Origin of the sequence: Peribacillus aracenensis, assembly GCF_025175645.1 — a bacterium.
GTDB classification, from domain to species: Bacteria; Bacillota; Bacilli; order Bacillales; family DSM-1321; genus Peribacillus; species Peribacillus aracenensis.
Genome location: NZ_JANZMJ010000002.1, coordinates 53,419 through 73,640, shown reverse-complemented (window position 1 = coordinate 73,640; position 20,222 = coordinate 53,419). Strand labels below are relative to the sequence as shown.

General features: G+C 41.1%; 19 protein-coding genes. 8 read left to right on the top strand and 11 right to left on the bottom strand.

The genetic code is table 11. The features are described from left to right. Positions 1-107 precede the first annotated feature (107 nt). Both N0M92_RS02990 and proC read right to left on the bottom strand, forming a co-directional pair. A complete protein-coding gene (locus tag N0M92_RS02990) occupies positions 108-1,475 on the bottom strand; it encodes an FAD-binding oxidoreductase (protein ID WP_260284393.1) in 1,368 nt (455 codons plus the stop codon). Positions 1,476-1,560: 85 nt separating this feature from the next. Continuing rightward, complete coding sequence (gene proC, locus N0M92_RS02985; protein WP_260284392.1) at positions 1,561-2,367, bottom strand: pyrroline-5-carboxylate reductase; 807 nt, start codon at positions 2,365-2,367, stop codon at positions 1,561-1,563. Positions 2,368-2,634: 267 nt separating this feature from the next. Here proC and N0M92_RS02980 point away from each other — a divergent pair, with 267 nt between their 5' ends. From N0M92_RS02980 to N0M92_RS02960, 5 genes are all read left to right on the top strand, one after another. Continuing rightward, the gene (locus N0M92_RS02980; protein ID WP_260284390.1) at positions 2,635-4,200 is read left to right on the top strand and encodes an MDR family MFS transporter; all 1,566 of its coding nucleotides are present in this window, start codon (positions 2,635-2,637) and stop codon (positions 4,198-4,200) included. A 110-nt stretch (positions 4,201-4,310) separates the two neighbouring features. Further along, complete coding sequence (locus tag N0M92_RS02975) at positions 4,311-4,937, top strand: DNA-3-methyladenine glycosylase (RefSeq protein WP_260284389.1); 627 nt, start codon at positions 4,311-4,313, stop codon at positions 4,935-4,937. Positions 4,938-5,271: 334 nt separating this feature from the next. Then, entirely contained in the window at positions 5,272-6,153 is an 882-nt protein-coding gene (locus N0M92_RS02970) for a permease (RefSeq protein ID WP_397443797.1), read from the top strand. A gap of 14 nt (positions 6,154-6,167) precedes the next feature. Beyond that, positions 6,168-7,004 carry a TIGR03943 family putative permease subunit gene (locus N0M92_RS02965; RefSeq protein ID WP_260284388.1) on the top strand — a complete coding sequence of 279 codons (837 nt, stop codon included), beginning with the start codon at positions 6,168-6,170 and terminating at the stop codon, positions 7,002-7,004. A gap of 286 nt (positions 7,005-7,290) precedes the next feature. After that, positions 7,291-8,472, top strand: a complete 1,182-nt coding sequence (locus N0M92_RS02960; protein ID WP_260284387.1) for a C40 family peptidase — start codon at positions 7,291-7,293, stop codon at positions 8,470-8,472. 283 nt (positions 8,473-8,755) lie between these two features. Here the strand turns inward: N0M92_RS02960 and N0M92_RS02955 are convergent, their stop codons facing one another. Next, positions 8,756-8,905, bottom strand: a complete 150-nt coding sequence (locus tag N0M92_RS02955) for a hypothetical protein (protein WP_260284386.1) — start codon at positions 8,903-8,905, stop codon at positions 8,756-8,758. Between the two features lie 319 nt (positions 8,906-9,224). After that, positions 9,225-10,892, bottom strand: coding sequence for an alpha-keto acid decarboxylase family protein (locus N0M92_RS02950; protein WP_397443796.1), 1,668 nt, complete (start codon positions 10,890-10,892; stop codon positions 9,225-9,227). A 264-nt stretch (positions 10,893-11,156) separates the two neighbouring features. Here N0M92_RS02950 and N0M92_RS02945 point away from each other — a divergent pair, with 264 nt between their 5' ends. Then, positions 11,157-12,560 (top strand): sigma-54 interaction domain-containing protein, encoded by a 1,404-nt coding sequence (locus N0M92_RS02945; protein WP_260284384.1) that lies wholly within the window; start codon positions 11,157-11,159, stop codon positions 12,558-12,560. A gap of 60 nt (positions 12,561-12,620) precedes the next feature. Here N0M92_RS02945 and cobT read toward each other — a convergent pair whose 3' ends face one another. The 4 genes from cobT to N0M92_RS02925 form a co-directional block, all read right to left on the bottom strand. Continuing rightward, positions 12,621-13,667: a nicotinate-nucleotide--dimethylbenzimidazole phosphoribosyltransferase gene (gene cobT, locus N0M92_RS02940; RefSeq protein ID WP_260284383.1), complete on the bottom strand. Its 1,047-nt coding sequence runs from the start codon at positions 13,665-13,667 to the stop codon at positions 12,621-12,623. A 112-nt stretch (positions 13,668-13,779) separates the two neighbouring features. Next, positions 13,780-14,325: a signal peptidase I gene (gene lepB / locus N0M92_RS02935; RefSeq protein ID WP_260284382.1), complete on the bottom strand. Its 546-nt coding sequence runs from the start codon at positions 14,323-14,325 to the stop codon at positions 13,780-13,782. 287 nt (positions 14,326-14,612) lie between these two features. Then, the gene (locus N0M92_RS02930) at positions 14,613-15,320 is read right to left on the bottom strand and encodes a nitroreductase family protein (protein WP_260284381.1); all 708 of its coding nucleotides are present in this window, start codon (positions 15,318-15,320) and stop codon (positions 14,613-14,615) included. Between the two features lie 114 nt (positions 15,321-15,434). Next, the gene (locus N0M92_RS02925) at positions 15,435-15,851 is read right to left on the bottom strand and encodes an Rrf2 family transcriptional regulator (RefSeq protein ID WP_260284380.1); all 417 of its coding nucleotides are present in this window, start codon (positions 15,849-15,851) and stop codon (positions 15,435-15,437) included. Positions 15,852-16,094: 243 nt separating this feature from the next. Between N0M92_RS02925 and N0M92_RS02920 the strand changes: the two genes are divergently transcribed. Further along, a complete protein-coding gene (locus tag N0M92_RS02920; RefSeq protein WP_260284379.1) occupies positions 16,095-17,063 on the top strand; it encodes a bile acid:sodium symporter family protein in 969 nt (322 codons plus the stop codon). A gap of 106 nt (positions 17,064-17,169) precedes the next feature. Next, complete coding sequence (locus N0M92_RS02915) at positions 17,170-17,715, top strand: NADPH-dependent FMN reductase (protein WP_192203455.1); 546 nt, start codon at positions 17,170-17,172, stop codon at positions 17,713-17,715. Between the two features lie 70 nt (positions 17,716-17,785). Here N0M92_RS02915 and N0M92_RS02910 read toward each other — a convergent pair whose 3' ends face one another. The 3 genes from N0M92_RS02910 to N0M92_RS02900 all read right to left on the bottom strand — a co-directional run bounded on the left by N0M92_RS02910 (position 17,786) and on the right by N0M92_RS02900 (position 20,197). Then, a complete protein-coding gene (locus N0M92_RS02910) occupies positions 17,786-18,571 on the bottom strand; it encodes an SDR family oxidoreductase (RefSeq protein ID WP_260284377.1) in 786 nt (261 codons plus the stop codon). Positions 18,572-18,589: 18 nt separating this feature from the next. Further along, the gene (locus tag N0M92_RS02905; protein WP_260284376.1) at positions 18,590-19,444 is read right to left on the bottom strand and encodes a GRP family sugar transporter; all 855 of its coding nucleotides are present in this window, start codon (positions 19,442-19,444) and stop codon (positions 18,590-18,592) included. Between the two features lie 168 nt (positions 19,445-19,612). After that, on the bottom strand, positions 19,613-20,197 hold the full coding sequence (locus tag N0M92_RS02900; protein ID WP_260284375.1) for a hypothetical protein: 585 nt from the start codon (positions 20,195-20,197) through the stop codon (positions 19,613-19,615). Positions 20,198-20,222: the final 25 nt, after the last annotated feature.

Here is a 20,222-nt window from a genome sequence, read left to right as displayed (position 1 = left end):
TGGCGTTTTCGACTTGGCCCCATATAATAGACAAGATTTCCACTATATTTTATATGGGATCAAGTCTGTTTGATGTTATTACTAATCTACAAAATAGTACATTCCTCTTAATCTATGAAGATCTTCCCAGGATTCATTATTCCTTTCGGATCCAATGCCTGTTTGATCGTTTTCATCACTACGTAAGCTCCTCCATGCTCCCTTCGCTGATACTTCGATTTTCCAAGTCCTACTCCATGTTCACCCGTACATGTACCGCCTTTTGTTAATGCATATTCGACGATTTCTTCATTTAACCTCTTCGCTTCTTTTATTTCTTCAGGATTTTTCAGATCGATCATGAACAATACGTGATAATTCCCGTCACCTACATGTCCTACGATCGCACCCTCCACTTTGGATTGTTCGACTTTCTTCCTTGTATCCAGTATGGCATTCGATAATTCATGAAGGGGCACACTTACGTCGGTCACCATCAGTTTCTTTCCAGGTGCGCTGTGAATGAATGCGTAAGCGAGGTTATGGCGTGCTTCCCATAAGGCATTCCGTGCTTTTGAATCGGTTTCAAACTGAATATCGCCACAGCCAAAATCACTTACGATTTCCTTGGCAAATTTGACGTCCTGTTCCAGTCCGGCAAAATTCCCATGAAACTCGAGGAATAAAGTTGGCTTGACATCATAGGATTTGTCCATGAATTGATTAACCTTTTTTATGGACTCGGCATCAACCAATTCAATTCGTGCAATCGGAATTCCAGCAAGCATGATCCCATTAACCGCAGATACTGCCTGTTCGACGGTTGGAAACGAGGCCCTTCCAGCCATTGTGACTTCAGGAATGCCATATACCTTTAATGTCAGTTCAGTAAATACACCTAGCGTACCCTCAGAGCCGACAAACAAGCCATTCAAATGAATGCCTGAAGATGACTTTGTCGCTAAACTTCCGGAATGAATGACTTCACCGTTTGCTAAAACCACTTCCAGATCCCTGACTTGATCTCGCATTATCCCATATTTGACCGAGGTCGTACCACTTGCATTCGTAGCTGCCATCCCTCCCAATGTAGCATCTGCACCAGGATCGACGGAAAAGAACAAACCGTATTTTTTTAATTCTTTATTGAGTTGCGTCCTTGTCACACCTGGTTGGACCTTCACAAGGAAATCATTTTCCCTGATTTCCAATATTTGATTCATCAAGGACAAATCCAGGGAAATTCCACCCTTGACTGGAACGACATGCCCCTCTAAACTAGAACCCAATCCAAAAGGAATGACCGGTATTTCATTCTCATTCGCAAACCGCATGACTGCGCTTACTTCCCCAGTATCCCTTGGGTATATAACCATATCCGGTAAATGCGGAGTATGGTAGGATTCATCATGGCTATGCTGTTCCAATAATGTTTCATTCACCGTTACTTGTTCTTCCGTCAATATCTTCCTTAATTCTTCTATGTAACCATTCATTATGCTGCCCCCCTCTTTTTTTACCAAACATTCTGAAAATATTATACAAAATGAGATTGCCCGCCAATGGGCAATCCATCTTTCTTCACTTACTGAAGCCTTTCGTTTTATCCGTGCAGGACTTCATTGCTTGCAGAATGCTGGATCTTAGCTGATTCTCTTCTAAAGACGCTACCGCAGCTATCGTTGACCCTCCCGGCGTGCAGACATCATCCTTTAAAGCAGCAGGATGCCTTTCCGTTTCCAGTACCATTTTAGCAGCCCCCATTACAGCTTGTGCTGCCATTCGGTACGCTTGTTTCCGTGGAATGCCATCACGGACCCCTCCATCAGCCAGCGCCTCGATGAACATGTATACATAAGCAGGCGACGAACCGCTGATGGCCGGTACTGCGTCCATCAAATCTTCATGGAGGATTTCCGTTTTACCGAAACTATTCAGCAAAAAAGTCACATCCTCTATATCAGCATCGGTAATTTCACCATTGATGCTCATGGCCGTCATGCCTTCACCGACAAGCGAAGGAGTGTTTGGCATCGTCCGGATAACCTTCACTTTTTTTCCGATACTGCTCTCCACTAAAGATATAGTGATCCCAGCTGCCATGGTAATGATTACAGCTTCTTCTTTCACATGATTCTTCACTTCTTCAAGCACTTGTTTATGCATGGCAGGTTGGATCCCTAGAAAGAGAATGTCGGCAAAACCAGCAACCTCTATATTATCCAAAGTGCCTTTAACGTTATATTTCGTGGTGATTTTAGTTTTGGTTTCCGCACTCGCAGTACTGACCATGATCCCTTCAGGTGAAATGACCTCTGCAAGCAACATGCCCTCAAGCATTGCCTCACCCATTTTGCCGCATCCAATAAACCCGATTTTTTTATTCATATCTTACACTTCCAATCATAAGTTCATCTATATTCCTTCTTATTATATCGGATATCATAAATGGAAACACGTTGGAAATATTAATCAGGAAGGATTTGGTGGTTTCTGGTCGAATTACTTAATTGTTATGGATGAATCTTGATATCCAACTTCAATTGAAATTTTCAGTGAAAAAACCGTTGACTAAATGGTCATTTCGGATTTATAATTTTGACCTATCAGTCACAAAACGAATAAGGAATAAAATTCCAGGAATGGAGAAATCATATGCAAACGGAAAAAAAAGCAGTTAATACCAAGCTAGTTTTAACAGGATTGATCATAGGAATGTTTTTCAGTTCATTGGAACAGACAATCGTCGGTACGGCCATGCCGACAATTATCGGGGAATTGAATGGTTTTACCATCTTTGCATGGGTGACGACTGCCTATTTAATAGCCTCAACGACTGTCGTACCCATTGTTGGAAAGCTATCTGATTTATATGGCAGGCGTTCCCTTTATCTGCTTGGTACGATCATTTTCACGATTGGTTCGTTTTTATGTGCCACAGCCACTTCGATGGAGCAATTGATCATTTATAGAGGGCTGCAGGGAATCGGCGGCGGGATGATCATGCCTTTATCCCAAACGATCATCGGCGATATATTCTCTGCCGAACAAAGAGCCAAATGGCAGGGTGTATTTGGAGCTCTTTTTGGTTTAAGTTCCGTCATCGGTCCTTTTCTGGGCGGCCTGATCGTTGACCATATCAGCTGGCATTGGATCTTTTTGATCAATGTACCGACGGGCTTACTATCTGCCATTTTGATTTATGTGGGATTGAAACATGAAGCCATAAGGAAAGCAGAGAAGGTGAATATCGATTACCTGGGGATTTTCACCTTGATTCCTGGTATTGTGCTGTTACTGCTGGGCTTGACCTTCGGTGGTGATAAATTTGAATGGCTATCACTGGAATCTTTCTTGATTTTTGGCAGCACCATTGTCTTCATTACCCTATTCATCATTTTTGAAAGAAGAGCAGTCGAACCGATCCTTGATTTATCCCTTTTTAAAAATAGAGTTTTTTCCACCACGAATATTTTGGGATTCCTGCTTGGCCTTGGTATGTTCGGGGCAATCATGTTCGTCCCGCTTTTCATGCAAGGCGTACTGGGAGTTTCACCAACAAAAGCGGGATCGACCATGACTCCGATGATGGTCGGCATGATTCTTTCCAGCATCATTGGCGGGCGGTTACTATTGAAATTCCGTTTTCGTACCGTCCTTACCTTTGGAATGGCCTTTGCAACGCTTGGCTTCTTCCTAATGAGCATGATGGACAGCAGTACGACTATATTCACTGCGTACTCATTCATGGCCATCCTTGGAATAGGTATGGGTCTTGTCATGCCGACATTGATGATTGCCGTTCAAAACGAGTTTCCAAAATCCCAGCTAGGGTCGGTTACAGCAGCTTCCACATTCTTCCGATCTATAGGAGGAACGATGGGCATCACGATCTTGAACGCTGTCATGAATCATAATCTCCAGCAAAATATGGATGATGCGGTCGTAAGCCAAAAGGACCCTATATTGCATGCGGCACTGAAAGCATTGGCCGATAAAACGGATGCGTTATTCAACATCATGCTTTATCCGGAAAACCTTAAAATGCCGGCAGAAGTCAGCAATGTCCTTGTAAAAACGATTGAAAATGCTTGGATCGATGCATTCTCCAGCGTTTTCATCACCGGTATCTTTTTTGTTTCCGCGGGGATATTGGTGGCACTTTCCGTGGGTTCAGGCCGTATCAAAAAAGATCAAGAAACGGAAAAAGAATTAGGCTAAAAATATGCTCGGGACCGGCTGATATATTCAGCCGGTCTTTTTAATCCCTTGATGTTTTTTTTTCATTGATAAGGGAATTTTACCTGTATGAGACTAAATGGAGTGATACTGTGATAAACCATTCAATTTTACCCGCAGATTTTTATCAGCAGCCCACGCTTGAACTGGCAAAATCCCTTCTTGGCTGCCTCATTGTAAAAGAAACAGCGGATGGAACCGCTTCTGGATTCATTGTTGAAACAGAGGCCTATATCGGACCTGGGGACAGGGCCGCACATAGTTTTGGAAATAGAAGGACAAAACGGACGGAAGTGATGTTCGGTAATTCCGGATTGATTTATACTTACGTCATGCACACACATACTCTGGTCAATGTCGTAAGCGGCGGGCCTGAAAATCCGGAGGCCATTTTAATTCGAGCTGTTGAACCCTATTCAGGGCTTGAGTTAATGCAGGAAAGACGCGGCATTGCCGATATCCGAAAATGGACCGATGGACCTGGGAAGCTAACAAAGGCACTAGGCATCACCATGGATGATTATGGTCGACCTTTTACGGATCCCCCGCTATATCTTGCTGCCGGAAAAATGCCTGAACACATATCCAGCGGCCCCCGCGTCGGAATCGAGAACTCCGGGGCAGCAAAAGATTATCCTTGGCGTTTCTGGATTACCGACAATCCGTTCATATCCCGTAAAAACTTAATTAATAAGGCTGTGCCGAAAAATGAACCATGATTTTATCCCCTCAAAGTTGTGTAAATTCCGTGGATATTACACAACTTTGAGGGGATTTTACTTTGTCCGTAAGCATCCCTAGATCCATATCAACAAGTCGTGTATGAAAGCATTATGACTATCGCTAATGTAGGCTCTAGCCTCAAAAGGATCAAGGCTTATATTGAAGTACTACTTATTCCTGCCAAACTTATACATTTGATCATCCAAGTCCCTCAATATCCCATAAGTTCCTTACCCCTTCAACTTCCAGCCTATTACCCAAGTAATAATAAATTGACTTCCTTCTATTACGAACCTAATATAGTAAAGTCAGCAATATGGAAGGTGGTTTATGATGAACGTTCAGGCCCTTTTGCAAATGAATACAATTTTTATTAGTATCCTAATTGAATCCCTTCCCTTCATTTTACTGGGAGTCCTTATATCTGGAATCATCCAAATGTTTGTGTCAGAAGAGATGATTGCAAAAATCATTCCGAAAAATCCGATCTTATCTGTTCTAACCGCAATAGGTGCAGGAGTCTTTTTTCTTGCCTGCGAGTGCGGGATTGTCCCGATCACCCGCCGTTTGATCGCTAAAGGGGTTCCTCTTTCAGCGGCCATTGCCTTTATGCTTTCTGCACCCATTCTCAATCCGATTGTCCTGTTTTCCACCTATATAGCGTTTGGTAATAGCTGGAGCATGGTTTTCTATCGTGGTGGAATTGCATTCGTGGTCGTACTGATCATTGCATGCATCCTGTCTTTTCAGTTTAAGACAAATCAGCTTAAACAGGAACATATCGAACATATACATCAACATAAACTTACATTTAAAGAAAAAATAACGGGAATGTTCAAACACTCGATTGAAGAGTTCTTTTCTGTTGGAAAATACTTAATCATTGGTGCATTACTGGCAGCTGCCATTCAAACTTTTTTGAAAACATCCCTATTGCTTGAAATCGGTCAAGGAAAACTATCCGGGAATGCAGTCATGATGGCTTTGTCCTATGTCATGTCCTTGTGTTCCCAAGCGGACGCCTTTGTTGCAAGTTCTTTTAGAAGTACCTTCTCGCCCTCTTCACTAGTTGCTTTTCTTGTATTCGGGGCCATGTTTGATATTAAAAATACAATCATGCTTTTAGGTACCTTCAAAACAAAATTCGTTTTATGTTTGATGGCCTATATATTTATTTCCGTCTTAGGCCTAACTTTATTGTTTATTTCTTAAAGAGGGTGTTTTATATGGGAAGATTATTCATATTACTTGGACTTACTTTTTTATTCATGCATTTACACGCCTCAGGGAATATATCGAAATACATTAATATGGAATATTCATATGTTTCACAGGTTGCCATCTATATACTGGCAATATTCACGTTAATGGGATCTTACTTATATTTTAAAGAAGATAATCAAGAAGAAGGTGATGATTGTCAGTGCGGACATGATCACTCCCAGGAAAATAAGAAATGGAAAAGGAACCTTACTTACTTCCTATTCTTCATTCCCATTTTAACCGGTCTCTTTTTGCCTGTTGCCACTATGGACTCCAATATTGTAGAAAAAAAGGGGTTTCATTTCCCAGTATATGAAGACTCAGATGAATATAGCCAGCATCAATTCCTGCAGCCGGATACGAGTCTTTATTATGGCAAGGATGACTATTTAACTTTAATGGATAACTCTCTCAAAGGCTTGGTTGATCGTGATAGTCTTCAATTAACAGATGAAAACTACCTAAACGATTTAGAAGCCATCTATTACTCTCCTGGAAAGTTCGCTGGCAAGCAAATAACGTTAACCGGATTTTCGTACAATTCAAATGAGCTAGCCAAAAACCAGGTATTCTTGTTCCGGTTTGGGGTCATTCACTGTGTCGCGGACTCTGGGGTATTCGGTATGCTAATCGAATTTCCTGAAGGAATGCATCCCAAAAATGATGAGTGGTATTCCGTGACAGGTGAATTGGAATCCATTTATTATCAGCCATTCAAGAAAACCATTCCCCTGCTCAAAGTATCATCACATAGTAAAATCGCTGAACCGGATGATCCCTACGTTTATAGACAATATTAAAAAATGAATCATGGAAAGGTAAGGATATTCTATTCTTACCTTTCTTTTTAATTACTTCAAACTTCCATTTTATGAAATGCTCTTTTTATCCATTTATGCGAAATTACAGTATGGCCCTCTTACACTCCATCTAAATCCCATAAACCCCCATTTACCTGTAGCAAGATTACCTGAAAAATGACGAAAAAGTTGAATTTTATTTATATGGGTCATGTTTTTTATATTCCATACCCTTATAATATAAATGCTACATATTTTTTTACCACATCAGGAGGAACTTTCCTAAATGAACAACTCTAAAAACTCTTTCATTCTTGCAGGTACTATTATAGGTACCCTAGTGGCAGGCACTTCCGCTTATGCTGGTTCTTATCAAGTTAAATCAGGGGACACCCTTGATGGAATCTCTAAAGCTAATCATACAACTGTCCAAGCATTAAAGTCTCAAAACCATTTGACTAGGAACCTTATTTTTCCCGGCCAAGTCTTGAAGGTTAATAACCTTAACAACCAAACAGATAAAAATATAGATAAAACCGAAAAATATGTGGTTAAACTGGGGGATTCTTTATCAAAAATTGCTAAAAAGTATAATCTTTCCCTAAGTGCCCTGCTTAAATTAAACACTGATATTTCTAATTCGGATCGCATTTATATTGGCCAATCCATCCGGGTTTCCGGAAAAGCCCCTGCATCTAGCTCTGCGGCTAAAAACAGCCCTTCTAATGCAACATATAGGGTCAAATCCGGTGACACCCTGGATAAGATTGCTAGAGTCAATAATATGACTGTCAAACAATTAAAGTCTAAAAACAATTTGACCAGTAACCTTATTTTTCCCGGCCAGATCTTGAAGGTTAATACCCTTAACAACTATACGAATACGAATAATAGTAAAAATACAACAGAAGTTTATGTGGTTAAATTAGGGGATTCCTTATCAACAATCGCTAAAAGATATAACCTTTCCCTTAGTGCCTTACTTAAAATGAACCCTACTATTTCCAATTCAAATCGTATTCGTATCGGCCAATCCATCCGGGTTTCCGGACAAGCCTCAGCATCTGCAATTAAAAAACAGTCCAAATCGACCAAGGCGGATCAAGTTTTGGCTGCTGGCGCTAAATATATGGGCGCGAAGTATGTTTACGGTGCTAGCACTTCACGCACTGATGTATTTGATTGCTCTTCATTCACATTAAGGGCATTCCAAAGTGCAGGTGTTTCCTTGCCTCGAAATTCAGTGGCTCAATCACACGTTGGTACAACGGTATCTTCAAAATCCCTCCAAAAAGGGGATTTAGTATTTTTCGATACCAACAATGATGGTGTAATCAATCATGTGGGAATTTATGCCGGTAATGGTCAAATGCTGAATGCTTCCACATCTAAAGGTGTCTCCTACGCTGACATAAACAGTTCTTACTGGGGACCTAGCTTTGTAAAGGCAGTTCGTGTACTTAACTAAACATTGATGTCAATATCCGATTGTTGGCTAAAAAACACTATATGCCTTGATAAAAGAACAAAAAAGCGTGTTTTGATAAACTATCATACACGCTTTTTTGCGTATTATAATGTCAAATAGCTGCCAACTGGTGTTATGGCTTATAACCATTCTCATTATCTTTTTGGAATCCATCCTATTACTTTTCCAACTTGCATTCTTGTCCTTGATCGAGCCGTATAGATATATCTAAGTACAGTATCCATACCAAAAAGAAAGGCCTTCATAAACTGAAGACCTTTCTTTAAAAATCCGTTCCAGCTGTTTTCAATAATCCTCTCTCTTTTCGCTGGCTTCTCATCAAAGCAAGCAGCTGAAGGGTTTCGGCTAGCCAGTTATTCGGTAGCAGTGTCGCATATTTCTTCCATCCAATGAGGATTAGAGTAAAAACCATAAAGGCCGAAGCACCATATTCGACCATTCAAGAATTTTATTGACCTTCACCTTACTATTCGGACTTCGAACACCATTTTGCGCCAAACTCTATGAAAACTCAGTTTGCCTGGAGTTTTTTATTTAAAAAGTTCAGTTGATTTCAGAAATCAGCTCCCTTTCCCCAAAAGGGTTTCTATCTGAATTTTTTAAACGAAGTTGATTGGAGCAGCTGTTCGAGACTCCTGCTTAGAAAAGCGTGTCCAAGGGAGACCCCATAGGCGCAAAGAGCGCCGAGGAGGCTCCCGGACCGCCCGCGTTAGAGCATTTCGAACATGGCATTACTTTAGTTTCTCTTGTTTTTCAAGATACTGCCTCATTTTTTGCAAATATTCCGGGGCATCCATTTGATCTTTCACGACCAATTCTATAAGGCAAAGCTTATCGGCGTTCTGAGCATTTGTAATGGCATCATCCAGTTCACCATTCGTCTCGACTTTTGCTGTAAATGCCTCTTGCCCAAACGCTTCAGCCAGTTTTGTATAATCCCACTCTGGTATTTCGTTGTATTTCTGTTTTTCTATATCGACTTTTACATTCAAGAATTTTTCTATCGTGTAACCGTTATTGTTGAGAATAAACACGATAGGCTTGCAGCCGTTCTCCAGCATCGAGCTTATTTCCTGTGCTGTCAGCTGTATCGATCCGTCCCCGGTGAACAAAAGAACACGCCGGTTTCTATCCGCTATGCAAGCACCGAAAGCTGCGGGCGTGGCATATCCGATGCTTTGCCAGCCTCCCTGTGCTATGTAGGTCGCCCCTTTCGGCAACCTGACCTGTGACATGCCATAAGAGAATGTTCCTGTTTCCGTGACCACAATGTCATTTTCTTTTAACATTTGCTGAATTCGAGGATAATAAGAAGCCGCCTTCAATGGTGCTGATGGGTCTTCAACCATTGTGTCATAAGGAAATGAGATGTTTCCAACAGATTCGTTCTGCCGGTACCCAATGTCCTGGAGTGCATTTAGAATTTCCTCCGCCTTGACATTCATATAGCTGGCTTCCCCCACTTTTACTGTATCAGGTTGAATTTCCACCATTTTCAATGGGTTAAGCTTTGTTGTACCTTTGGAGGTATTGACGTCTGACCAAACAGCACCAACGGCTATGATGAAATCCGCTTCTTCAACAGTCTGAGTTACATCCTTACTTCCGAAAGCTCCGCCGTAAACACCGATATACTGGGGATGGCTCTCATCAAACCCGCTTTTTCCCTGCATTAACGAAGCAACTGGAACATTTAACTTCTCAGCGAGCTGCAGTACGGGTTTCTGCAGGTTATAACGAAGTGTTTTCACGTCGACAAGCAGAACCGCTTTGTTCACATGTTCTAGCATCCCTTTTATATGCTTCACTGCTGACTGCAGCGCATCGACATTCGTTTTGGCCACATTTTCAGAAGCCTCACCGTGAGAAACCAACGGTTTTTCAACAAGATCGATAGCCACTACCAAATAAACGGGCTTTTTCTTTTCTTTCGCGATTCTGATTGCAGCCGGTATCTCCCTTGCTGCATTTTCTGGTGTAAGAATTGCCGTATAACTGGTGATATGCTCATAAACCTTACGGAAAACATCAAAATCTCCATTCATAAACGTATGATGGGCAAGCTCCTTCTTCTGTTGCATCATGGACTTTGGCGAGCCGACAATATGTATGAGCGGCACATTCTCACTGTACGCGCCAGCGATTGCATTACATGCGCTCATTTCACCGACACCAAAGGTGGTGATGAGTGCCGAAATTCCTTTCACACGGGCATAAGCGTCCGCAGCGTATCCTGCATTGAGTTCATTTCGTCCATTTATGAACTCAATCCCATCGTAATCTTCCAAAGTATCTAGCAATGAGAAATTATAGTCTCCAGGCACACCAAAAATCTCTGTAATGCCTTCTGCTTTTAAGCAGTTGTATAAATATTGTCCCAAGGTTCTTTTTTCAGTCAAGTCAATCACTCCTTCAATCGATTACTCTCTACTTTATTTATACCCAAACATAAGTAGGTTAACCGTAAATATCCATATACTTAAGGTGGATTCGCTACTCTATTACTCTAGTTTTAGCTTTGATGAATGAAGTGAGTGAGACTATCCCAGGCATGGCTCTTATAAAAAATGATTCAATTCCAAATCAAAATATCTGAAAATTCTTGATTTCACCTCTGTTTTTGATTTATATTTGAATCACCGGAACAGTGGATAAGGGGGAAAATGATGAGTGATAATAATGTCAAAAGAGTTTTGGAATGCATCATCAACACATCCAATAATAATATTACCGTGACCGATGAAAAAGGATTCATTTTATTCACGAATCCTAACCATTGGTGGATATATGGAATCGAACCGGAACATTATCTTGGAAAATCAGTTTACCAGCTCGAGACGGAAGGAATTCTTTCACCGTCGATTTCCGCCATGGTATTGAAAGAGAAAACACCTGTCCAGATCATGCAGCATACAAAGACGGGAAAAATCGTCATGTCGACTGCCTATCCCATTTTTGATGATGATGGTGAATTGATTCGTGTCGTCAGCTATGCCCAAGATCAAACTGAAATCAGGAACCTCCAGGATCAGTACGGTCAATTGGAAAGAAAGATTCAAGAATACCAATCGGAAGTCGAGGAACTTAGGGAACAGGAAGAGCTGATCTATCGCAGCAAGGAAATGCGGCAAATCGCCAAAACGATACACCGTGTTTCCAAAACGGATGCGACAGTCATGCTTCTTGGTGAATCCGGTGTAGGGAAGAGCGTATTCGCCCGCAGGCTGCACAATCAGAGTTACCGCAGCAAAGAGCCATTCATCGAAGTCAACTGCAGTACCATCCCTGAAAGTCTCTTTGAATCTGAAATGTTTGGATATGAAGCGGGGTCCTTCACCGGAGCGCAGAAGCAGGGGAAGCAAGGGCTAGTTGAACAAGCAGATAATGGAACCCTATTTCTGGATGAAATAGGAGAGCTTCCGCTGGATATGCAAGTGAAATTATTAAATGTCCTGCAAGAGAAGACTTTTAAAAGGGTTGGCGGAAAAAAAGAGCATAAGATAGATTTTCGGCTTGTAACGGCAACCAATCAAAACCTTGAGGAAATGGTGGAAAAGGGGACATTCAGGCTCGATTTGTATTATCGCTTAAATGTGATTCCCATCCAAATACCGCCATTACGAGAAAGAAAAGAAGATATTGCCATCTTAATCAATCATAATCTCGAAATCATCAACAAGAAATACAAGTCAGATAAGAAATTGCACCCTTCCACTTACGAAATACTGATTCAGCATAAATGGTCAGGAAACGTGCGTGAATTGGAAAACCTGATTGAACGGCTCATTTTGACCTCGGAAGACTCCATCATTTTCCCTGGCTTTCTCCCCTCCCATTTCCATGGACAAGAATCTTTTGAGAAAATAGATGATTCCCTAATGATTGACGATGTGATGGTTGATGATAGTGATCTCAATACCGCTCTCGAACAGGTGGAAAAATGGATGATGATGAAAGCGAGTAAACAATGTAAGTCCACATATGAAATGGCTAAATTCTTAGGGATCAGCCAGCCTTCCGTCGTCAGGAAAATGAAGAAATATAAAGGGCATCTGCCCATTAAGTAAAAGTGAAATGAAAGAAGACATAAAAAATAGGAGACCATCACAATGAAGATCTCCTATTTCTTACTTATTTGACACGCCTGCAGATTCAAATGTTGCCATTTCTTTAATGACCAATGTCGCTGCCTTAAGGATGGGGTATGACAGGGCAGCCCCTGTTCCTTCCCCGATTCTCATTCCCACATCGAGTATCGGATCCTTGCCAAGCAGTTCTATGGCCGTTCTATGACCAGGTTCTGCAGATCGATGTCCAACAAACATATAATCGGCTGCACGTCCGGAAATCAGGTTGGCCAACACAGCAGCCGTGGTTGTAATGAAACCATCAACAAGAATGGGTATACGGTTATTCGCTGCAGCAAGCATGGCCCCTGCCATACCTGCAATTTCGAACCCGCCGATTTTCATCAAAATATCGATTGGATCATCCCGATTAGGATTTCTTGATAAAATCGCTTCTTCAATTATTCTCTGCTTATGTATAATGCCTTCTGACTTCAATCCTGTTCCCTGCCCCACTAGTGATTCAACGCTTTTCCCGCTTACGAGGGAGATGATAGCGGTACTGGAAGTCGTATTTCCGATTCCCATTTCACCAAGGATCAGGCAGTTCGCACCACGGGCAATCATTTTCTGTGCACGGTCATATCCAATTTCAAGCGCTTGAATTACTTCTTCCTTTGTCATCGCCTCTTCTTTATAAAAGTTTCTAGTTCCATTGCGGACTTTTCTCGAAGTTAACCCCGGTGCTTCGATATCTGCATCGATCCCTATATCGACAATGTCCAAGTAAGCATCTATCGCGCGGCTCAATACATTGATGGCAGCACCGTCATTCAGGAAATTAAGTGCCATTTGTTCCGTCACTTCTTTAGGATAAGCCGAAATCCCTTCTTCCGTAATTCCATGGTCGGCCGCAAACACGATCACCCCCGGTTTCGAAATGTCCGGAAATGCCAATCCTGTCATCTTGGCCAGTTCGATTATCCATTCTTCAAGCCGGCCTAGGCTCCCCAGAGGAACAGTCAGTGAATCGACATGTCCTTTAACCTGCCTGCCCATTTCTTCATCCAGCATCGGGATGGAGATGGCAGCTAATCCATTCGTCATATTAATCCCCCTACAATCCAAAATGAAAAACCTTAACCACAGGAAAAGGTTCTTATCCATCATCTGCTATAAATACAACTTAGTCTATATAATTATCCTCTTGGCTTTCCATTTACTTCGGCACTCCCATTTCATTTAATGGGTAGATACGAAATTTCACTTTGCCCATAAGTGATTTTTCAGAAATAAAACCAAATCTTCTTCCATCCCAACTATTCCTTCGATTATCCCCCATGACAAATAAATGGCCGGCAGGCACCCTGGATTTTCCAAGTAAATCACTCAGGGTGAAATTCTCCGTCAGATTTTCTTCAGGTGGAATTTCCCCTTTTTTTGTTTTCAAATATGGTTCTGTATACTTTTTCCCATTGATAAATAAGACATCATCTTTCATTTCGACGCTGTCACCTGGTAAACCGATGACCCTTTTTATATAATTCTCTTCCGCATCCGGAGCATAAAATACGACCATATCGAAGCGCTCCGGCTTTCCGATTTTAGCTACCACTATCCGGTCATCATTTTCATAAGTCGGTTCCATTGATTCACCTTTTACTGTAACTGGTGTAAATAAAAACTGTTGGCAAATGAACACGATCATTACAGCGAATAAGATAGATTTCAACCACGAGAACAATTCACTTTTCTTATTCTTCATAAAGACTCCCTCCCATCCATTGTAAACGGCCAACGATAATTGCTGTATTTTTTGGCTTGCAGCTCCAAAAATAATTCTTTAGCACGTTTTATCCCTTATGCTTTTAGTTTTCCGGTGATTTTCAGAAGAGATATCCTGAAAGAAATATGTGGAAAAATTGTAACATATCCTTATATCGCTTGCGAGAATAATCATTTTTAGGAGTAGAGAGCAAATCTCAAATCATGAAAAAAAGGATAGCGAGTTTTGCTATCCTTTTAACATAGTACAAATATTGTTCCAAAACCTTAGTATTTATTCCAAGACAATACAGTATCAAGTGGCAAACGGACTTTTTCAAATCCTGCTTTAGTTCCTTTTCCAATAGAAATTAACATGACAGGTTTGAAGTTTTCCGGTACATTGAATGCATCCACAAATTTGGCTTCATCGAAACCGCCCATTGGGACTGTATCGTATCCTTTTGCCTTTGCAGCTAACATGATCTGCATGGAAACCAAGCCACCGTCAATCATGGCTACACTTAAAGCCTTTTCAGCGGAAAAGTTACCGTAATTATGCAGAATGGATGCTACATATGGCTCTTTGATTTCATTCTTCATGATCCCTTTATTGACTAATTCACCATAAATCCGCTCTGCATTTTTGTAGCCTTCTATATCCGCTAAAACGGCAATGACAGCAGATGCATCGACGATTTGTTGTTGGTTATTGGCGATGGGGAGCAATTCTTGTTGGGTTTGCTTATCTTGGATCACAAGGAATCTCCATGGCTGTAAGTTGGAAGAAGACGGTGCTTGGATCGCTATATCCAGGATTTCGTGAATTTCCTCTTCAGTCATCACGTATTCAGCATCGTACTGGCGAACAGATCTCCGTTCTTTTGCTACCGTAATGAAGTCCGTATCATTAAGGACTTTGGGCTTTTCAAACGGTATATTCAATTCTTTCGATTTATTTAGATACTCTTCTTTACTCATTATATTTTTTGTCATTTATAATGACCTCCATTTAACTGTAATTAATACAGGAACAGTATATAACGCATACTGTTCTTTTGTCAAATACAGTTTATGAAAAACGAAACCATTTCAGTTTCGTTTTTCACATTATGATTTTGAAAGTAAATCAGCAATCGTTTTCTGCTCCAAGCCTTGTATAATCCAGCTCTCCATCTCGTTTTTCAATCCGCATAAAGCTTCGCGTGAAGATGGTTGAAAGCATTTCTTATCATTCACATCAAGAAATCCCTTTGAAAAAGGTTCGGATTTAATTGCAGCGTATATATCTGCAAGAATGATTTGGTCGGGATTTTTGGCAAGTGAATAACCTCCATCCCTGCCTTCCTTTGCTTTAATCAGCCCTGCCTTCACTAAATTGCTTAATATTTTTCTAAGAAAACCTGACTCCGAATCAAGCTTATCAGCCAATTTATTACTATTGCATAATCCATCATGATCAGCAAGAACAAGCAAGGCTTGTACTGCAAGACTAAACCACATTATACTGGAAACCTTTTCTGACATTTCTTTCACCTCTCCCCTCTACTTTAAACTATTTTTAGATGAATATACAACGATGCATCGAATAAACCTGCCAAAATCTCTGGTTAATGAACATAATCGGGAAAATCCTTTTTGGAACGATGAATCCTTCCAATACATGCTTTTCACCATTTCAAAAATAAACAGACAAATTACTTGTCTTACAAATTATTTCTTTAGGAATATGGTAAACTTACTTAATAGAATAGCTCAGGAAGTGGATGAATGATTTTGAAAAAAATAAATGAACAAATGGATAAAATCATGCCCCTCATCACTCCGTTAAGCGTGGTGATTGGAGTATTATTGGCCGAACATCTAATCGATTACACCTTTCTTGTTCCATGGATATTCGCCTTCATTACATTTTCCGGAAGTTTAGGCTCCAACTTTAAATCTTTGCAACAGGCCGTCACCCACCCTTTACCGGTTTTCATCGTATTGCTCATCCTTCATATGCTCATGCCCATTTGGGCTTTTGGTCTCGGCCACCTAGTGTTTCATGGTGATGTTTTCACGATTACCGGATTAGTCCTGGCTGTAGTGATTCCAACCGGTGTCACCAGTATGATCTGGGTATCCATTTATAATGGGAATGCCATACTTGCCCTAACCATCATCTTGATCGCCACCCTTCTCTCGCCATTCATCGTTCCTTACAGTGTTTCCCTTCTTGGAGGCGGTTCGATCGAAATGGATTTGGGGTCGATTGTGAAAGGATTAATCGGAATGGTCGTTCTTCCCTCCATGCTTGCCATGTTCTTGAATCAGGCTACAAAAGGGAGAATACAATATACACTATCTCCCCGCTTAGCTCCATTTTCCAAGATAAGCGTTGGAATCGTAGTCATATTGAACAGTTCAAAAATCGCTCCTTACTTAACCCATTTCGATAAGAAATTAATGATCATGGCCTTCCTGGTTTTGTTCATAGCAGCTTCAGGTTATGCCCTTTCTTGGATGGTCGGTGCATTTTTAAGATGGGAAAAGGCCGATATCATCACCTTGACATTTACAGGCGGTATGCGAAACATCAGTGCTGGAGCCGTCCTTGCAACAACCTATTTCCCTGCTGCCGTCGCTGTTCCCGTTGTACTTGGCATGCTGTTTCAACAAATGCTTGCCTCCTTTTTTGGCTATGTCATGGAAAAGCATTTCCATCGTGGTGTGAATGATGGGCGATCCGCAGAATGATTATTTCTCAAGCATCCTTTTTCCCTTTCACCTATATTCCAATTATAATAGGTAAGTGGAACACATTTACATGATTATCCATTACAAATCCTTGGAGGTATTGAAGATGAAAGTTGTTGCAATAGTGGGAAGTATTCGTAAAGAGTCTTACAACCTTAAGCTAGCAAAATATATTCAAACTAGATATCAAGATCGATTTGATCTCGAAATCTTGACCATTCGGGATTTACCTTTTTATGATCAAGATATTGAAAATGACCCTCCATTAGTTGTAAAAGAATTTAAAAGCAAAGTGGCTGAAGCAGATGCAGTCTTGTGGGTAACACCTGAATACAATGGTACGATTCCAGGCGTATTGGGCAATGCAATCGATTGGTTATCACGTGTCGATAAAGTCTTGATCGGCAAACCTTCATGGATCATGGGTGCGTCAATGGGGCAATTAGGAACGGTTAAAGCTCAATTGCATTTACGTGAGATCCTATTCGCATTAGGCATCTCTTCCCCGCTCCTTCCCGGAAATGAAGTATATGTTGGTGCAGTTCATGATAAAATCGATAATGAAGGCAAGCTTACACATGAGTCGACTGTCCAGTTTATCGATACGGTCGTCGATAACTTCATTAGCTGGTATAATCATCATACTCGTTAATGCATGTTTAACAAGAATCCCAGCAGGAATGATCCTGCTGGGATTCTTATTGCATCAAATTAAACTACCTTCATCCTCTTCCCGCTTGGAATGCAGGGTATTTTGTCATTCCCCCGTCAGCGAATAGAGTGATGCCCGTTACATAACTGGACTCTAAAGATGCCAGCCATGCAGCAACCGCAGCAATTTCTTCAGGCTTTCCGATATACCCCATCGGAATCATGCTTTCAAGATCTTTTTTCTTTTCGGAATCTTCAAGCTTGTCGGCATTTATTGGCGTGGCGATGGCTCCGGGACCAATGCTGTTCACACGGATTCCTTTTGGTGCATATTCAAGAGCCAGGGTTTCCGTAAGCAGCTTCACCCCGCCCTTGCTTGCCGCATAGTGAACGAATAAAGGCCAGGGAATCATTTCATGTACACTGGACATGTTTATAACATTCCCTTTAATATCGTTCTCGACAAAATACTTGATAGCTTCACGGCACCCAAGGAAATTTCCGGTTAAATTGGTATTAATAACCTTATTCCAGTCACTTAACGGCATCTCGTGAGATGGTACAGGATTTTCAATTCCTGCATTATTGATGAATATATCGAGTTTCCCGAAATTATTTACCGCTGATTGAACAAGGTTAATCACATCTTCTTCAATGGTGACATCGCCTTTAACTGCAATGGCTTCCCCACCACTTGTTTTGATTTCTTCCATTACACTATCTGCTTCCTCTAATTTAGTACGATAATTAACCACGACCTTTGCCTTTTCCTTAGCAAAGCGAATGGCCATCGCTTTTCCTAAACCAGTGGATGAACCCGTTATAACAACGACTTTACCTTCTAAATCTGTATACATTTAATCACCCTCCAATTATTAACTTTTTGCCAACCCGAGCATAATCCCAGCTATGATGATCAAGATAATTCCAATTACAATACCAATTAGTTGGCGCTTCGTTTTCTTTTCACGTAAAATGATGATCCCGCCAATAGTTGAGATGACTATGCCCATTTGTGAAAGGGAAAAACTAGTAGCCACGCCTACACGGGGCTGGGATATGAATAAAAACATGTTCCCTGCAGCCCATATCAATCCCGGAATGATATTGCGAATCGTATATTTGTTAAACGGTTTATGTTTAAAAGTCAATAACAGACCGCCTATCACCATCCCTATCGCTTGAGGGAACAACGCTGACCATCCGTCAACATCAAAAAGACGGGCCACGACCACATAAACCAGATAACCGAATGTCGAGATGAGGAGAATAACGATTCCTTTCTTCAAGTTTCCCGACTTGCCCTCTTTCGATTCTTTATCTTCCAAGGAGGTCAAGACGATTCCTATAATAATGAAGACTAAAGCCAAAACGCCTAAAATAATCGATTTCTTTGTAGACCATTCGTTAAAAACGATGACCCCGAATAAAGTGGTTGCTATGAGCTGCAATCCTGTTGAGATTGGCATGGTTTTGGAAACTCCCATTAAATCAATGCTCTTAAGCTGATTAGCTTGTCCAACGGCCCAAAACAATCCAGATACGACTCCGACTCCAAACACCAGGAGTGACAACTTAATATCTGCAAAAATATAAACACCAATTGAAAAAATCAAGGCGCCAATCGTTGTACCTAGTGTTTGACTATAGGGTCCTCCCCCGAGTTTCACATTAAATAAAACGATGCTTCCCCAGAATAATGCCGGTAAGAGAGCTAATAATATATCCATTTACAACCCCCATATATGTATGTTCAAAACTAAGCGGAAATTTCAATTTGTCTTCTTTTAATATGTTCGCATTATTTGAATTGACCCTTGGAAATTTTATGAAGTGTTTCCGCAACACAAAAAGGGCTGCAGATGCAGCCCTTTTTGATGAAAGTAACATTATTGCAGCTACCCACCATGTTGATGATGTTGCATATCCATTTCCGAATCATCACCGACCTTGAAATAATCACTTTCCCAAACAGCCGTCGTTCCGATAATGATGATGGAGAACAAGAGGGTCAGATAGAAAGGAGCAAATCCCCTCCCACCTTTTAGTTCTTTTAAATCCTCTCTTTTTATATAAAAAGTCACAAAGAATATACTGGCAAGGTAGATCAGATCCATCGAAACTAGCATGAAAGTTTGTGAATCAAGAGGCAGCATGACCCCAAGCATGGCTCCCATCATTGCGCCCATCAGAGTTGTTGATAAAGATTCCATAACCGCTGTTAAACCGAAAGGCCTTCCGATGATTGCTGCTGCCACTGCACATATTGCGATAGCCAGGACGGTTAAAACCGCCAGCTTGCCGGGCAATAGGAATGACAGCATTAAACTCAAGGTTAAACTTGTGGTCATGCTTAACATCATGACCATGCATTTTCCCAGGCTAACGCCAATATGCTCTTTTTTCTGATGAGCTTTTTTAGAAAAGTAAACTGTATATGCCATGACTATCATAAAACTGGTCAGCAGCAGCATGCGATTCATTTCCCCCTTTACGAGCAATAGTGAA

Bases quoted from the DNA above. Each gene is read 5' to 3' on its own strand.
- N0M92_RS02990 (WP_260284393.1), bottom strand. From the start codon at position 1,475: ATGAATGGTTACATAGAAGAATTAAGGAAGATATTGACGGAAGAACAA.
- proC (WP_260284392.1), bottom strand. From the start codon at position 2,367: ATGAATAAAAAAATCGGGTTTATTGGATGCGGCAAAATGGGTGAGGCA.
- N0M92_RS02980 (WP_260284390.1), top strand. From the start codon at position 2,635: ATGCAAACGGAAAAAAAAGCAGTTAATACCAAGCTAGTTTTAACAGGA.
- N0M92_RS02970 (WP_397443797.1), top strand. From the start codon at position 5,272: ATGATGAACGTTCAGGCCCTTTTGCAAATGAATACAATTTTTATTAGT.
- N0M92_RS02965 (WP_260284388.1), top strand. From the start codon at position 6,168: ATGGGAAGATTATTCATATTACTTGGACTTACTTTTTTATTCATGCAT.
- N0M92_RS02960 (WP_260284387.1), top strand. From the start codon at position 7,291: ATGAACAACTCTAAAAACTCTTTCATTCTTGCAGGTACTATTATAGGT.
- N0M92_RS02955 (WP_260284386.1), bottom strand. From the start codon at position 8,905: ATGGTTTTTACTCTAATCCTCATTGGATGGAAGAAATATGCGACACTG.
- N0M92_RS02945 (WP_260284384.1), top strand. From the start codon at position 11,157: ATGATGAGTGATAATAATGTCAAAAGAGTTTTGGAATGCATCATCAAC.
- cobT (WP_260284383.1), bottom strand. From the start codon at position 13,667: ATGACGAATGGATTAGCTGCCATCTCCATCCCGATGCTGGATGAAGAA.
- lepB (WP_260284382.1), bottom strand. From the start codon at position 14,325: ATGAAGAATAAGAAAAGTGAATTGTTCTCGTGGTTGAAATCTATCTTA.
- N0M92_RS02930 (WP_260284381.1), bottom strand. From the start codon at position 15,320: ATGACAAAAAATATAATGAGTAAAGAAGAGTATCTAAATAAATCGAAA.
- N0M92_RS02925 (WP_260284380.1), bottom strand. From the start codon at position 15,851: ATGTCAGAAAAGGTTTCCAGTATAATGTGGTTTAGTCTTGCAGTACAA.
- N0M92_RS02920 (WP_260284379.1), top strand. From the start codon at position 16,095: ATGATTTTGAAAAAAATAAATGAACAAATGGATAAAATCATGCCCCTC.
- N0M92_RS02915 (WP_192203455.1), top strand. From the start codon at position 17,170: ATGAAAGTTGTTGCAATAGTGGGAAGTATTCGTAAAGAGTCTTACAAC.
- N0M92_RS02910 (WP_260284377.1), bottom strand. From the start codon at position 18,571: ATGTATACAGATTTAGAAGGTAAAGTCGTTGTTATAACGGGTTCATCC.
- N0M92_RS02905 (WP_260284376.1), bottom strand. From the start codon at position 19,444: ATGGATATATTATTAGCTCTCTTACCGGCATTATTCTGGGGAAGCATC.
- N0M92_RS02900 (WP_260284375.1), bottom strand. From the start codon at position 20,197: ATGAATCGCATGCTGCTGCTGACCAGTTTTATGATAGTCATGGCATAT.